Annotated in this window: 12 protein-coding genes and 4 pseudogenes; 12 read left to right on the forward strand and 4 right to left on the reverse strand. The window is 40.2% G+C overall.

Annotated features, from left to right (window positions below; translation table 11 throughout):
• Nucleotides 1-375: 375 nt before the first annotated feature.
• The gene (locus JCM19033_RS08690) at nucleotides 376-609 is read right to left on the reverse strand and encodes a hypothetical protein (RefSeq protein ID WP_054636027.1); all 234 of its coding nucleotides are present in this window, start codon (nucleotides 607-609) and stop codon (nucleotides 376-378) included.
• A gap of 168 nt (nucleotides 610-777) precedes the next feature.
• Nucleotides 778-966, reverse strand: coding sequence for a hypothetical protein (locus JCM19033_RS08695; RefSeq protein ID WP_054636028.1), 189 nt, complete (start codon nucleotides 964-966; stop codon nucleotides 778-780).
• A 92-nt stretch (nucleotides 967-1,058) separates the two neighbouring features.
• Here JCM19033_RS08695 and JCM19033_RS23355 point away from each other — a divergent pair, with 92 nt between their 5' ends.
• From JCM19033_RS23355 to JCM19033_RS25435, 4 genes and pseudogenes are all read left to right on the forward strand, one after another.
• Complete coding sequence (locus JCM19033_RS23355; protein WP_157049812.1) at nucleotides 1,059-1,196, forward strand: hypothetical protein; 138 nt, start codon at nucleotides 1,059-1,061, stop codon at nucleotides 1,194-1,196.
• Nucleotides 1,197-1,210: 14 nt separating this feature from the next.
• A complete protein-coding gene (locus JCM19033_RS24200; protein WP_198153457.1) occupies nucleotides 1,211-1,375 on the forward strand; it encodes a hypothetical protein in 165 nt (54 codons plus the stop codon).
• Nucleotides 1,356-1,820, forward strand: a pseudogene (locus JCM19033_RS25430) (S1C family serine protease); the annotation flags it as partial. The gene JCM19033_RS24200 and the pseudogene JCM19033_RS25430, both read left to right, overlap by 20 nt.
• A gap of 165 nt (nucleotides 1,821-1,985) precedes the next feature.
• On the forward strand, nucleotides 1,986-2,504 hold the full coding sequence (locus tag JCM19033_RS25435) for a DUF3231 family protein (protein ID WP_054636124.1): 519 nt from the start codon (nucleotides 1,986-1,988) through the stop codon (nucleotides 2,502-2,504).
• A gap of 123 nt (nucleotides 2,505-2,627) precedes the next feature.
• On the opposite strand, the pseudogene JCM19033_RS08705 reads toward JCM19033_RS25435, so the two are convergent.
• Both JCM19033_RS08705 and JCM19033_RS08710 read right to left on the reverse strand, forming a co-directional pair.
• Nucleotides 2,628-4,225 (reverse strand): annotated as a pseudogene (locus JCM19033_RS08705) (ABC-F family ATP-binding cassette domain-containing protein).
• Nucleotides 4,226-4,530: 305 nt separating this feature from the next.
• Nucleotides 4,531-4,875, reverse strand: coding sequence for an ion channel (locus JCM19033_RS08710; protein ID WP_054636029.1), 345 nt, complete (start codon nucleotides 4,873-4,875; stop codon nucleotides 4,531-4,533).
• Between the two features lie 312 nt (nucleotides 4,876-5,187).
• Here JCM19033_RS08710 and JCM19033_RS08715 point away from each other — a divergent pair, with 312 nt between their 5' ends.
• The 8 genes and pseudogenes from JCM19033_RS08715 to JCM19033_RS08750 all read left to right on the forward strand — a co-directional run bounded on the left by JCM19033_RS08715 (nucleotide 5,188) and on the right by JCM19033_RS08750 (nucleotide 14,954).
• Entirely contained in the window at nucleotides 5,188-6,345 is a 1,158-nt protein-coding gene (locus tag JCM19033_RS08715; RefSeq protein WP_054636030.1) for an acyl-CoA dehydrogenase family protein, read from the forward strand.
• Nucleotides 6,346-6,536: 191 nt separating this feature from the next.
• Nucleotides 6,537-8,332, forward strand: a pseudogene (gene pepF / locus JCM19033_RS08720) (oligoendopeptidase F).
• Between the two features lie 315 nt (nucleotides 8,333-8,647).
• Nucleotides 8,648-10,603, forward strand: coding sequence for a sigma-54-dependent Fis family transcriptional regulator (locus tag JCM19033_RS08725; protein WP_054636031.1), 1,956 nt, complete (start codon nucleotides 8,648-8,650; stop codon nucleotides 10,601-10,603).
• Nucleotides 10,604-10,814: 211 nt separating this feature from the next.
• Nucleotides 10,815-11,805: pseudogene (locus tag JCM19033_RS08730) on the forward strand (thiamine pyrophosphate-dependent dehydrogenase E1 component subunit alpha).
• 102 nt (nucleotides 11,806-11,907) lie between these two features.
• Nucleotides 11,908-12,942, forward strand: a complete 1,035-nt coding sequence (locus JCM19033_RS08735) for an alpha-ketoacid dehydrogenase subunit beta (RefSeq protein WP_054636032.1) — start codon at nucleotides 11,908-11,910, stop codon at nucleotides 12,940-12,942.
• Nucleotides 12,943-13,019: 77 nt separating this feature from the next.
• Nucleotides 13,020-13,499, forward strand: a complete 480-nt coding sequence (locus tag JCM19033_RS25440) for a biotin/lipoyl-containing protein (protein ID WP_054636033.1) — start codon at nucleotides 13,020-13,022, stop codon at nucleotides 13,497-13,499.
• The gene (locus JCM19033_RS08745; RefSeq protein WP_054636034.1) at nucleotides 13,444-14,283 is read left to right on the forward strand and encodes a dihydrolipoamide acetyltransferase family protein; all 840 of its coding nucleotides are present in this window, start codon (nucleotides 13,444-13,446) and stop codon (nucleotides 14,281-14,283) included. The genes JCM19033_RS25440 and JCM19033_RS08745 overlap by 56 nt, the downstream gene beginning before the upstream one ends.
• Before the next feature lie 248 nt (nucleotides 14,284-14,531).
• The gene (locus JCM19033_RS08750) at nucleotides 14,532-14,954 is read left to right on the forward strand and encodes an organic hydroperoxide resistance protein (RefSeq protein ID WP_054636035.1); all 423 of its coding nucleotides are present in this window, start codon (nucleotides 14,532-14,534) and stop codon (nucleotides 14,952-14,954) included.
• Nucleotides 14,955-15,065: the final 111 nt, after the last annotated feature.

The following is a 15,065-nucleotide window of genomic DNA, read 5'->3' on the forward strand; positions in this document are numbered from 1 at the left end:
CCTTTACTACTTTATGAAAAGAGGTGCCGGATAATTAATTCAGTTCCTTAAAAAAAATGTTTGAAAACCTATTAAATTTGGTATGTTAATTAAGAAAGCAATAAAAACATGCTGCCAATCTTATCCGCTAAATACGAAATATGATAAAGGCAAGTTTAAATAATTTAGAAGGAGAGATCATTTATGGGCCGTTTAATTGGGAATTTCTTTCGCTCCATTTTGTTGGGGATCATCTTAAAATACGTTTCGAGGTTCTTTAGAAGACTTCTTGCTCCAAAATAAACGATATCCACCTAAGGCGGTGGATTCTTTATTGTATGGAAGCTATGATAGAGGGAGGAGCTGAGCTTTCTATAACATTAAGCAGGACAGCCTCTATGATTCATAATTTGCAGCTTTCACAAAGCGTATTTCATCTTCAATTACTCCACAGCTGCCACATTGTACTCGTTTTTCCGGTCCATTGTATGGTAAATGATAAGGCTCAAGGGTTTCAATTAACAGGTATTGATTTGTGTCAGGATTAAATTTAACTGACTTGGCAACTTGTTCAATAACATTGAATCTGCTTTTAGCCTTACAGGAAGGACACCGGTAGGCTTTCAACATCGATCACTCCTTTATCCTTTACTTGTTTGTATATTCTTTTTTTCAAAGTGGCACTGGGGACACTGATAAATTACATTCTGGTTAGATTGGGCGGTAAGGACCTCATTCATAGGCTTTTCATTTTCGCACTTTGGACATTTTACATTGGGAACCATTTTTTCCTCCTTATTACCGGGATTTATCATGCTGGTTTTCCAGCCATTCAAGGATCTCATTTTGACTCTGAAATACTTTGTCTCCTTGTACATAGTTTTCATCCTGGACAGAAAGAAACTTGCCATCAGATTTAAAATCCCATCCAATTTCTTTGGCGTCTTGAGTCAGCAGAATAATTTGTTTGATTTCATCAAAAGTCATAATGACCACCTCCAGCATCCAAGCTTTTTATTTAGTCTCACCAGCTTGGATGCTTGCTATTCCAGGGATTGAAAGAAAGGGGGAGGGAGACTGTGCGTGAAAAAGAATTAGATGGAGACTTATACGATGAGAAATATGAAGATCCTTCTCCTGAAGATTTTCTTACAGACGAGGAAGAAAGGAAAAAGGAATATAACCCCAAAAAGAAAAAAGGAAATAAGCCTTTATAAAAGGGATTGCTGTCTTGATTGCTGCTATGCTTATTTTTCAAGTAACAGCTACTTTTTTTCAAACATTTAATTTAGATGCGCTTCAGTTCCTTCGTACGTCTTACCAGCTCTCTCAACAGGAGGATGTTCAGGAATGGAGACAATCTGTTGTCACTATTCATGGGGAAGGCTTTTTTTGAACGTTCTCAAGGAACTGGGTTTCTGATCTCCTCAGACGGTTTGGTTGTCACGAACCATCACGTTGTTGAACATCATGAAACCATAGGAGTAAGTTTAGAAAATGGAGATGTTTTTGAAGGAGAAGTTCTTACCAGTGACTCCAATGTGGATATTGCACTCATTCAGATAGAAGCAGACGATGATCTCCCGTCGCTTTCCTTACGTGATACACCAATACAAGAAGAGGAAGATATTATTGTGATTGGCAATCCTCTGGCTTTTACTCAAATTGCTAATGAAGGGGAAATCCTTGCTGCAAAAGCTGATGACAATGTGATGCAAATATCTGCTCCTATATACAGTGGAAATAGTGGAAGCCCGGTAATTGATGAGAATGGCGACGTTGCCGGCGTTGTTTTTGCGAGAAGGCAGGTGGATGACCCTGAGAGAAATTCTGTTGGTTTGGCTGTTCCAATTGAAGAAGTAAGGGAAAGACTGTCAGAGCTTGAGAAGCTGAGTTTCCTTTTTACGCTAAATCTGCTAGCCATATATAGGGTCTTTCTTGCAGACACTAACCTTTGTGGAAAGCTCTTTGCAGGCTTTTTCACAATAAAGACAGGGGGGATCATGATGGGCATACTCGGAGGAAATCCTAAAGACGAGCCAATGCACTATGGTGAAATTTTCAGTATGTGGACGTATGTGGCGGGAATTAAAGGAATGGTGGCCAGGTATGAGACATTTATAAATCATTGTGGGGACAACGATTTAATTGACTTTCTTCAAGACCGCATTAAGCAGGGAAAACAGGAGGAAGAACAACTGGAAAACATGCTGAAGGAAGAAGGAATCGGCCTGCCTCCGACACCTCCATCAACACCTAATGCAAATGTAGAAGATATTCCGGTAGGTGCAAAATTTAACGAGCCGGAAATTTCTGCAAACTTAGCAAAAGATATAACAGCAGGCTTAATGGCATGCAGTCAGATCATGGGGGAGAGCACTCGAGAGGACATTGGCATGATGTTTGGACAATTTCATACAGCAAAAGCTGCCCTCGGAGGAAGACTTTTACGAATGAACAAAGAAAAGGGCTGGCTCGTACCACCACCCCTTCATGTGAAAACACCTGAACCTGTCGGCGTATAGTAAAAAATGGCTCTCACAGCAGTGAGAGCCATTTCTGATTGAGTGGGATTGATTACTTACAATCCCACTCGCTAATTAGAGATCTTTTCAAAGTGCATCCTTGGAATAGCGTGAGAAGAACAATTACTTAACCAGCTTCTCACTTTCAAGATACTCATCATACGTCATTTTTTTATCAATCAAGCCATTTGGCGTAAACTCCATGATGCGGTTAGCAATGGATTGAATAAATTGATGGTCGTGAGATGAGAAAATAACAGAGCCTTTGAAATCAATAAGACCATTGTTTAAGGAAGTAATGGATTCAAGATCCAAATGGTTTGTCGGCTCATCCAACAAAAGAACATTAGCTCCGCTTAACATCATTTTAGAAAGCATACAGCGAACTTTTTCCCCTCCGGAAAGGACGCTCGCTTTCTTATGAACCTCGTCTCCTGAAAAGAGCATTCTCCCCAAGAATCCACGTAAAAAGCTTTCTGTTTCATCTTCAGGAGAGTATTGACGAAGCCAATCAACAAGATTTAGATCCTTGCCTTCAAAGTAAGGAGAATTGTCTTTTGGGAAATAGGATTGTGAGGTAGTAAGACCCCATTTAAATGAGCCACTGTCAGGCTCCATTTCTCCCATTAGAATTTTCATTAAGGTTGTTTTTGCAATTTCTTGATCACCAACTAAAGCAACCTTCTCATTACTATTAAGAGTAAAGCTTACATTATCAAGAACTTTCACACCGTCAACCGTCTTGGTCAATCCTTCTACCGTTAATAAATCATTGCCTAATTCACGATTGGGCTTGAAGTTTACGTACGGATACTTCCTGGAGGAAGGCTTGATATCTTCAAGGTTAATTTTTCAAGAGTTTTCTTTCTGGATGTTGCTTGTTTTGATTTAGAGGCATTTGCGCTAAATCGTGCAACGAACTCTTGAAGCTGTTTGATTTGTTCTTCTTTTTTACGGTTTTGATCCTTAGCCATTTGAAGAGCAAGCTGACTGGACTCATACCAGAAATCATAGTTACCAACATACAGTTCAATCTTACCGTAATCCACATCGGCAATATGTGTACAAACCTTGTTAAGGAAGTGACGGTCATGGGAAACCACAATGACTGTGTTTTCGAAGTTAATCAAGAAATCTTCAAGCCACTGAATCGCCTTAACGTCAAGGTGGTTTGTCGGCTCATCCATAAGAAGAATATCTGGTTTACCAAATAAGGTCTGGGCAAGCAGGACTTTTACCTTTTCTGAACCCGTCAGTTCAGCCATTTTTTTGTAATGATATTCTTCCCCTAATCCAAGTCCTCTTAATAACTGGGCAGCTTCCGTTTCGGCTTCATAACCGTCCATTTCAGCAAATTCCCCTTCTAGTTCAGCAGCACGAATCCCATCTTCATCTGAGAAATCTTCTTTCATATAGATCGCATTTTTCTCATTCATTACCTCATACAGACGCTCATGGCCCATGATAACAACATTCAATACTTCTTCTTCTTCATAGGCAAAGTGGTCCTGTTTAAGGACAGCCAGCCGGTTTCCTTTTTTTATATGAACTTCACCAGTCTGTGACTCAATTTCACCAGAAAGGATTTTTAAGAACGTTGATTTTCCGGCACCATTGGCACCAATTAACCCATAGCAATTACCAGGGTTAAATTGAACGTTAACTTCTTCAAAGAGTTTCTTATCGCCATATCGCAGTCCTACGTTATTACAAGTAATCACAGTTATAACATCCTCCAATTCTAATCTCCTTGTATAATAACACTTATTTGGTAAAAGTACATAGGAGAAAGAAAGTTCATAGGAAACAAAACAGAGAGAATTTAAAGATTTCAGGAAAAAAGGACATACTAATAAGAAGGAGGCAGGAAAATGAAAACAGTGGTCCAGCAGCTTTTTGATTTTTTATTTGGTAAGCACCCTTATATCCTCCCTTTATAATGGGGCCCTTTTATTTATCTTCTTCTCAATAATAATAGGAATTGTTACTTCTCGATTTCCTTTTTAACATGTGGCCCTTTATTCGTTTAAGGCAATTCCTCCGAATTTTTCTGTGTTGAAAATATTACAACAAGTGTAAGAGGGAGGATGTATCCCACAAAAGATTGGAGAGTGGCTGCAATTTGCGAGAAACCTACGGGTGTGATATCTCCGTATCCTACAGCGGCCATTGTAATAAAACTAAAATAAATCATTTTCCATATATTAAAAACCGCTTCATGTTCAGGCGTTCTCTGATAATGATCTACAATGAATCCAAGGCTTGTCATATCAAAAATTAAATATAATAAGGCAAATAGTATAGTGATGTTTACATAGACAAGAATCACCCATAAAAAAGCACGAACCCGGTTGTTTTTAAGTAAATTCATCTTTATCCTCCTGATAAAATCCTTCCTTATTCATGTTATGATCACCGAAAATAAACCATGCTCCTTATAAAGCAGATAGTAAGTCAAAGAGATTATAGAAAAGGATGTAACCACGAATACAGTGGCATGAAGATCTCTATTCCCATGCATCTCATTATTGGTACGGTGGAATGGCCAGGCAGATGATCATTAGCTCTAATACTACTTCTTAATCCAATGACCCTTTTTATTGTCCAGTGCTTTTCTTGCAGTGGAATGATGGTTCTTTGTAAAATGATCTTTGTAAAAGAGTCGAACAGCTGAGGTGACAGAATGAAACTAACACAGATAACAGAGATTGATGAAAGGCTTGGGGCGCTGGAACAAGCCGTCAAACCTTTTTCTTTAAGAGCAGCAAAGCACGATAAAGAAAAAAGCTTTCCTGTTCAAAATATTAAAGACCTTATAGGTATAGGCTACACAGCGCTCTCAGTCCCCAGAACGTATGGAGGGCGGGGAATGTCTTTATATGAATTGGTCCGTGCTCAGGAAATTATTGGGAAACATGATGGATCCACAGCTTTATCCATTGGCTGGCATATGGGAATTACAAAACATTTGGGAGAAAATAATATTTGGGATCAAGATACATACCGAGAATTTGCCAACGAGGTGTTGCATTCAGGGGCTCTTATTAATAATGCGGCCACCGAGCCTGCAACAGGCAGTCCAACACGAGGGGGAAAACCAGAAACTACTGCTGCTGAAGCAGGTGGAAAGTGGAGAATAAACGGACGGAAGACCTTTACCACTCTTTCTCCAGTTCTGACGCATTTTGTGGTGAGCGCTGGAATAAAAGGGACAGATAAAACAGCCAATTTCCTCGTGAAGAGAGAAAATAAAGGATTAAATATAGAAGAAACGTGGGATTCGGTTGCAATGAGAGCTACCGGGAGCCATGATATTGTACTTAAGGATGCCGTTGTTGGAAAAAGCGACCTCGTACAGGAGTTACAACCTGGGAACAAAGGCGCTCAAGGATGGCTTCTGCATATCCCTGCTTGTTATCTGGGGATTGCCCGTGCTGCGCAAGAGCATGCTGTCCAATTTGCAGCTACATACTCACCAAATAGCATTGATGGAACCATTTCAGAGCTTCCTAACGTAAAACAGAAAATTGGAGAGATGGAGCTGAAGATTGTCCAAAGCCAACATTTTTTGTACTCAGTTGCACGTCAATGGGATGATATCAGTACTAGTGAACAAGAATCCATGAAAGCTTTGTTAGGGGCAGTCAAGCATTCAGTCGTGAACCAGTCTATGGAAGTAGTTGATTTAGCTATGCGCATAGAAGGAGCAAGAAGTCTATCAGAACAAAATCCTCAACAGCGGTATTACCGTGATGTCAGAGCAGGTCTTCATAACCCACCCATGGACGATATGACTATTATGCAACTTGCCCAGGAAGCAATTACAAAATTAACTACATAGCACTTTCAACTCAAGGGTTAAGCGGGGTTTTTTTTAAAAGTATTAGTGGAAAGGAAGGTAAAGCAAGCCTTATGAAGCGAGCGAGCTTTATAAGTCACAGTTTGTATTTATTATAGAAAAAAGTGTCAATGTTGGTCTATTCTATGATATACATGATAAAAGACGGTCATTGCCTATAAGGGGGAGTACTTATGAAAACGTATAAAAGCAGAGATGAGGTGCCTGTACAGGAAACGTGGGACCTGACAGACATTTATCCGCGTCAGCAGGAATGGGAGAAGGATTATGAAAAAGTTGTGAAGATGGCCGAAGAATTAAAGACTTATGAAGGAGCTATTGCCAGCGCCCAGGATTTATATGATTTTCTCCATTTAGATGAGCAGTGTGATTATGTGTTCAGCAAAGTTTATGTATATGCCATGCTCTTAACTGACATTGATACACGGAGTGCTGAATCCCAGGCCTTGTTAGACAGAGCCAGACAATTAAGTGTCAAGCTCCAGTCTTCTACTTCTTTTTTCATGCCATTCTTGTTGGAACTTGACCGAAAGACTTTAGATTCCTACATTAAGCAAATAAAAGGGCTGAAATATTTCGAAGAAGACTTATATGACTCTTACCGATTTAAAAAGCATGTTCTGAATAAGGACAAAGAAGAAGTTCTTTCTCAGCTCGGGGAAGCACTGAGTTCTCCAGGGAAGACTTTTGGAATGATTAACAATGCTGATATTAAATTTGGGAAAGTCACAAACAAAGACGGAGAAAAAGTTGAACTGACAAGAGGGATGTACTCCCGTTTAATAGAGGATGAAGACAGAGAGGTGCGAAAGGAAGCTTACAAAGCTTACTATGAGCCCTATATCCAGCTCCAGAACACGATTGCTTCCACCCTATCTTCAGCTATTAAAAATAATGCCATGACTTCAACGATGCGTAACTATCCTTCTTCTTTGGAAAAAGCGTTATTTAAAGATAAAGTGCCGGCATCTGTCTATGATAACTTAATTAAAGCAACGAAAGATAATATTGAACCCTTTCATCAGTATATGAGAATGAGAAAAAAGATTCTTAATCTTGATGAGCTGAGAGCATATGACCTGAATGCTCCTCTAGTACCTGGCATGAAACAGGATATTACGTTTGAGGAAGCGTATGAAACAATGGTCAACGCCTTAGCGCCGCTGGGCAATGAATACACTGATTTACTAAAGTATTTAAAGAACACAGGTATATAGATGTAAGAGAAACTCCGGGAAAGAGGTCAGGTGCTTATAATATTGGGTTATATGGAGTTCACCCTTATGTCCTCTTAAATCATCAAGATGATCTGGATAGTCTTTTTACACTAGCTCATGAAATGGGCCATGCTATGCATAGTTACTATTCTTCGAAATACCAGCCGCAAATTACGGCGGGATATACTATTTTTGTAGCTGAAGTGGCATCAACAGTAAATGAAATTCTCCTTATTCATTACTTGTTAAACAATACAAAGGACACGGAGAAGAAAAAACATTTGTTAAACCACTTTATTGATCAGTTCAGGGGAACCTTTTTCACACAGGTGATGTTTGCTGAATTTGAACAGCTTGTTCATGATAAAGCGGAGAATGGGGAGCCGCTTAATGTGACTGCATTTAACAACGTGTATGAAAAATTATTCAGGCAATATAACGGGGAGGAACTTGTATTTGATGAGGAAGTAAAGCATGGCTGGAGCAGGATTCCTCACTTTTATCGTCCTTTTTACGTCTACAAGTATGCTACAGGGTTTGCTTCAGCTATTTTAATTGCAGATCAGCTTCTAGCTGGAAATGAAGAGATGAAGAAATCTTATCTTACTTTTTTAAAGAGTGGAAGTTCTGAAGATCCCCTTGATTTATTGAAGAAGACAGGAGTCGATCTAACCAGTCCAGAGCCTATCAAGCATGCATTAACCTCATTCAAAGGCTTGATTGATGAGTTCGCAGCGATGACTGATGTGTAAAGAAGTAATATAAAGAGAAGGCCGCTCTACTAAAGGGCGGCCTTTTTTATAGATTAAAGCTATTTCCGGTAATGAAATAAAGTGTCCATGACAGCCTGAACGATTTCAATGGATTGAAATGAAATTAGAGATAGGGCAGTGAGTGAAAAGAAGCCTGTTAATAACTTAAGGATAATCACACTATTCCCTCCTAGAGTAGAAGCTCTAAAGAATAAGAAAATTATATCAGGATACTGCTTGTCCCTGGTGTGTAAAAAGATGTGTTTTTCAAATCATACTCGAGCTCCTTCAATAACATGACAAAGGAATTTAAATGTGGACAGCGAAATAGTAAAGAATCTCCAGAGGACCAACCACAATTACTTCCTGACAAGGGAAAACAGTGAAGAGTTCATTCTCAAACATGGGGTGATCAGAATGGAAGCTGAACAGGTAACAAAGAAAGTGTGGGACCGTTTTGTCAAAGAGGGGGCTCTAGATGAATCGCGAATAAATAAACGCATTTTAGAGTCATGGTATATGTGCAAAAAATCCGGGGTGAACCCTTTTAACGGCAGGGGAACCAAAGTGCTCGCCGACAAAGAGCTGGAGCTGCGAAAGAGAGAAAACTCTCTCCTTCTTGAGATTGCTTCTCCATTTATTGAAAATCTCCAAAAGATGTTCAGAAAAACAAACTCCAATCTCTTATTAATTGATAAGGACGGTTATGTCTTAAAAGTAGCCGGAAACAAACAATCTAAACAAAAAGCCTCGGAGATTAATTTTATCGAAGGTGTACAATGGACAGAGGATTTGGTGGGCACAAACGCAATAGGTACAACATTAAGAACAGGTGAACCGATCACAATAATTGGCGCTGAACATTTCTCAATTGCTTCCCAAAATTGGGCATGCTCGGCAGCACCGATACATGATGAAGAAGGTAAACTAATGGGAGTCCTCGATGTTTCCAGCCCGCTGACTTCCTGCCAGCATGAACATATGCTTGGAGGTGTGGTGGCAACAGCTTATGCTATTGAACATCAATGGCAAAAAAAGATGAAAGAAGAGGAAATAGAGCTATTACATTACGCTCTTGATTGTAAGGATGAGAATAAGCCTTATATCCTTTTTAACCGCCGTAATAAAATAATCTATACTTCACCTTTTTTGAGAGACAAAATTTCCATTCACTCTCTGACGATCTCCTCATTACAAGAAGAAGGATACACTCTCTCAAGGAAAGATCCCATTGTAGCATCAACCAATACTTATGAAATTGGTTATTATGCTGAAGTCTCCAAAATCCAAAAGAAAAAACCCTTGAACGAACGAAAGGAACGCTCCTCTTTTCGATTTGAGGGGGTTCAAGGAGAGAGCCAGGTGTTTAAGGATGTGCTGGATCAAATAAAAAAAGCAGCCCCCACTGACATTCCAGTTCATATTTATGGAGAAACAGGAACCGGGAAAGAGCTTGCAGCAAGAACCCTTCATGAAAACAGTGAAAGATCTGATGGACCTTTTGTCCCTATTAACTGCGGTGCAGTACCAGAAGATCTCTTAGAAAGTGAATTATTCGGTTACGGGGCTGGTGCTTTTACAGGAGCAAAGCGTAATGGGTATGAGGGGAAGCTGCTTCAAGCCAACAAAGGAACATTATTTTTGGATGAAATAGGAGAAATTCCTCTCAAAATGCAAATTGCACTCTTGAGAGTCCTGCAGGAAAAAAGGGTCACTCCCCTGGCAAGCAAAGAATCCTGCCCCATTGATATTCGGCTTATTTCTGCAACGAATGAAAACATTCATGACCTCATAGAAAAAGGGCGGTTTAGAAGTGACTTGTACTATCGTATCTTTGTTTATTCTTTATCTCTACCCTCGCTGCAGGAAAGAAAGGAGGATATTCCTGCTTTCATAAGCTCGTTTTGTAAGGAACATAGCTGGAATGTTCAATGGAACGAAGAGCATCTCGAAATTTTCCAGTCACATGATTGGCCAGGGAACATAAGAGAGCTTCACAATACCTTGGAACGGATAAGAATCCATTTTAAGAGCCAGGTCCCCTCTCCTTTAGAGCTTTCTTCCCTCATAAGAGAGGAACGATCATTGCTCCTCCCTCAGAAAAAGAAAGAAGAGAAGGAAGAGAAAACATTATCGTTCCGGGAAACAGTAGAGGCAGAAAGGATTAAGACAGCGTTGGCAACAGCCGGCGGAAATGTCTCGAAAGCATCATCGTTGGCAGGAATTCCCCGCAGCACTTTTTATCGGAAGATTAAAAAATACAAATTATAGCCATTTGGACACACGTGAGATAAAGTGAGACAAAATGAAACAGTGTCTCAAACCGTCTCATCCCCTCTCTCGCAATAAATATAGCCAGCTCTCTAAACGCTTATTTGTAAGCGTTTTCTTTTTGGCATAAAACTTGCAATGTATTAAAAGCAGAAAGAGACTGCTGAGACCCTGCGCCGTAATTCGTACTTATCTTAAAGGAGGAACAAAGATGGAAACTTCTAAAATTGAAACTCAAGGAATTACGTCGGAAAAAGCCAAGAACATGTACCAAAAGATGTGTGAAATCCGTCATTTCGAAGATACGGTCCATGAAGTTTTTGGTAAGGCATTATCCCTGGTTTTGTACATCTTTATGCTGGTGAAGAAGCAGTAGCTGTTGGTGTTTGTTCCCACTTAACAGACAGTGACAGTATTACTAGTACTCACAGAGGCCATGGACATTGTATTGCAAAGGGTTGTGACTTGAACGGTATGATGGCTGAACTGTACGGAAAAGCCACAGGCTTATGTAAAGGTAAAGGAGGCTCTATGCATATTGCCGATGTGGAAAAAGGGATGCTTGGAGCCAATGGAATTGTCGGCGGTGGATTTCCACTTGCTGCAGGAGCAGGTCTTACCGCTAAACTGAAAAAAACAAATGATGTTGCAGTCTGCTTCTTTGGGGATGGAGCCAATAATCATGGAACCTTTCACGAAGGGATTAATTTAGCTGCCATTTGGAATCTGCCTGTAGTATTTGTTGCAGAGAATAATGGTTTTGCAGAAGCCACTCCATTCCATTATGCTTCCAGCTGTAAATCTATCGCCGATCGTGCAGCAGGATATAACATCCCTGGAGTGGTTGTCGATGGAAAAGATACTGTTGCTGTGTATAAGGCAGCCCAAAAGGCTGTAGAAAGAGCAAGAAGGGAGAAGGACCGACTCTCATTGAATGTAAAACCTATAGAAACTACGGTCACTTTGAAGGCGATGCTCAAACGTATAAAGGAGAAGAAGCAGACAAGCATTTGAAAGAAGAAGATGCAATCCTTAAATTCCGCCAATATATGCTTTCAAGCGAGCTTGCGGATGAAAAGCAACTCAATGCTATAGATGAAAGGGCCAGAAAGGCAGTAGAAGAAGCGGTAGCCTTTGCAGAACAAAGCCCCATGCCTGACTCAGAGGACCTGTTAAAAGATGTTTACGTATCTTATAAATAATCTCATTCATTTCTTATATAGAAGAAATGAAGACATCAAGGGATGTACAAACTTTTGCCGGCCCCAATTTACAAAGAATAAATAAGTAAGGAGTGAGTGGAAATGTCTAGAATTATTACTTTTGCCGATGCGATAAATGAAGCTCTTCAGCAAGCGATGAGAAAAGATGAAAACGTTATCTTAATGGGAGAGGATGTAGCAGGTGGGGCAAACGTCGATCACTTGCAGGATGAGGAAGCATGGGGAGGAGTGATGGGAGTCACGAAGGGTCTTGTGCAGGAATTTGGACGTGACCGGATTTTAGACACTCCTATTGCAGAAGCCGGTTATGTAGGGGCAGCTGTCACTTGTGCCGCAACCGGGATGCGTCCCGTAGCTGAGCTGATGTTTAATGATTTCATCGGAAGCTGCCTTGACGAAGTAATGAACCAGGGGGCAAAGCTTCGATATATGTTTGGCGGGAAAGCAAAGGTACCTCTTACAATTCGTACAATGCATGGTGCCGGGTTTAGGGCAGCTGCCCAGCATTCTCAAAGTTTATATGGAATGTTTACGGCAATTCCTGGAGTTAAAGTTGTAGTTCCCTCCACTCCGGCTGAAGCAAAGGGTCTCCTGCTGGCAGCTATTGAAGATGATGACCCTGTCATTTTCTTTGAGGATAAAACTCTATATAACGTTAAAGGCGAAGTTCCTGAAGAATATTTTACGTTGCCGATTGGAGAGGCTGACATAAAAAGACAAGGGACAGACTTGACAATTGTGGCTATAGGGAAACAGGTAAATACAGCTTTAGAGGCTGCTCAAAAACTGTCAAGCAAAGGAATAGAAACGGAAGTTGTCGATCCTAGAAGTCTTTCTCCTTTAGATGAAGAAACTATTTTACAGTCGGTAGCAAAAACAAATCGCTTGATTATTATTGATGAAGCAAACCCTCGGTGCAATGTAGCTACTGATATTTCAGCTATGGTAGCTGACAAAGGGTTTGATTATTTGGATGCACCAATCAAAATGATCACTGCCCCACATTGTCCAGTTCCATTTTCTCCTGCCCTTGAAGATATTTATCTGCCATCATCACAGAAAGTTCTTCAGGTTGTGGCTGATTTGATAGATGATGAATCGGTTGTGGCTCTATAATTTAAATTTCTTCAGATAAGAGTGTGTGCCGGCATGCTCTTATCTCTATACTTACCTACCACAAAAGGGGTGACAATATGGCTGTTGAAATAATAATGCCTAAGCTTGGGATGAGTATGTCTGAAGGTACAATTGTTGAATGGTTAAAAAAAGAAAACGAAGAGGTGAAAAAAGGAGATCCGGTCGTTTCCATTAGTTCAGATAAGCTTGAGAAAGAGCTTGAAGCCCCGGAAGATGGAATTATCCAATATGCAGCTAAAGAGGATGACGTTATCGCTGTTGGGGAAGCGATTGGGTATGTGGGGACAAAAGGGGAAGAAATTACAAAAAAAGACACACAGGCAAACGGTGCGTATGAAGAAGCTGGAGCTGCCCTTGAAAGTCCAGTTGAGGAAGATCATAAAGAAACAAAAAACAAGCAGGAAGCGTTTACTTCTCCAAGCAGACGGGTACGTATTTCCCCTGCTGCAAAGAAATTGGCTAAAACGAAAGGAGTGGATATTGAAACTGTTCAAGGATCAGCCTCAAGGCCGGATAACAAAAGAAGATGTAAATAAAGTTATTGAAGAACTTGAGCAGCATAATAAAAACAGGCAAGCGCCAGCAAAAGAAAACCCGGTAAGGAAAGAGACAGAAGAGAAGCCTTCTGTGGAGGCGAAGCCTATCACCGGGATGAGAAAGATAATTGCACATCGAATGCATGAAAGTCTTCAATCAACGGCTCAGCTAACGATTATGAGAAAAGCAGACATCACTCCATTACTGGATCTGCAAAGCAAGCTGAAAGAAGAGAAAGAACGAGTACCAGGCATGCCAAAGCTTACATTAACAGATTACATTGCAAAAGCGGTTGTTCTCTCCTTGAAAAATCATCAAGAGATGAATAGTGCACTGATTGATGGAAAAATATATGCTCAGAATGACATCCATTTGGGCATCGCAACGTCTCTAGATTCAGGCTTAATGGTTCCTGTTGTTACTAATGCTGGTAACCTGTCACTCGGTCAAATATCAAGTAAAATAAAAGAACTCAGTCAAAAAGCAAGGGATGGCAGTATAGATAATCAGGAACTCCAAGGATCTACTTTTACCATTACAAATTTAGGAGCATCGGGTGTTGAATATTTTACACCTATTTTAAACCCACCTGAAACCGGAATTCTTGGAGTCGGCTCTATGCAGGAAGCTGTAGTTCTTCGTGACAATCAACCCATTACACAAAAGTATCTCCCTTTAAGCTTAACATTTGATCACAGGGTAGTGGATGGTGAACCAGCGAGTCGTTTCCTCGATTCTGTTATTAAGAAACTTTCTAACCCCCATCACCTTCTATTCTCATAAGTATAGGGAAGCAATGAACGTTGCTAACATTAAGGCTGGCTTCAGCCTTATCTTTCTTTCTATTTCAAAGGAAAAATTAGACTGCATGGTATGACGAGGTTCTGCCTTATTTACACAACATACTGAAAAAATCGCCATCATTTTCCCTTTTACATAGAAAGAATGTGGAACTTGAGCAGGAAAGTAGTAAGTTAGTTCAGAAACTACTACACTGAAGAGGAAACAGATTATAAAGGAGTGTGACATTCATGGCAGAAAAAATGTTTACAGCAAGTGCGGTGGCAGAAGGCGGAAGGAATGGACATGTGAAATCAGAAAATGGGTTGATTGATCACAAACTAGTAATGCCTCAAGGAAAAGAGTCTTCATCCGACGGCACGAATCCCGAGCAGCTTTTTGCAGCTGGGTATGCTGCATGCTTTGATGGTGCCCTTAATCTTATTGCTTCAAAAGCAAATAAGGAAATCGATTCAAAGATAGAAGCAGAAGTGAGTTTATTAAAAGATCCAGAGGATGACGGCTTTAAAATTGGTGTCACGTTACATGTATCTGTAAACGGAGTGTCACAAGCTGATGCTGAAGAGTTAGCAGAAAAAGCCCATGAATTCTGCCCGTATTCCAAGGCAACAAGAGGAAACATCGATGTAGACTTAAAGGTTAAAGCTGAATAAAAATAAGAAGGTGGGGTTGTCTTAAAAGTATATCTTTTAAGCACAGCCCCATTTTTATTGTAAACTCTCCAAAACTGGGCAAGATAATGCTAAAAAGCAGGGAGATTAGTT

This window comes from Thalassobacillus sp. C254, from assembly GCF_001310615.1.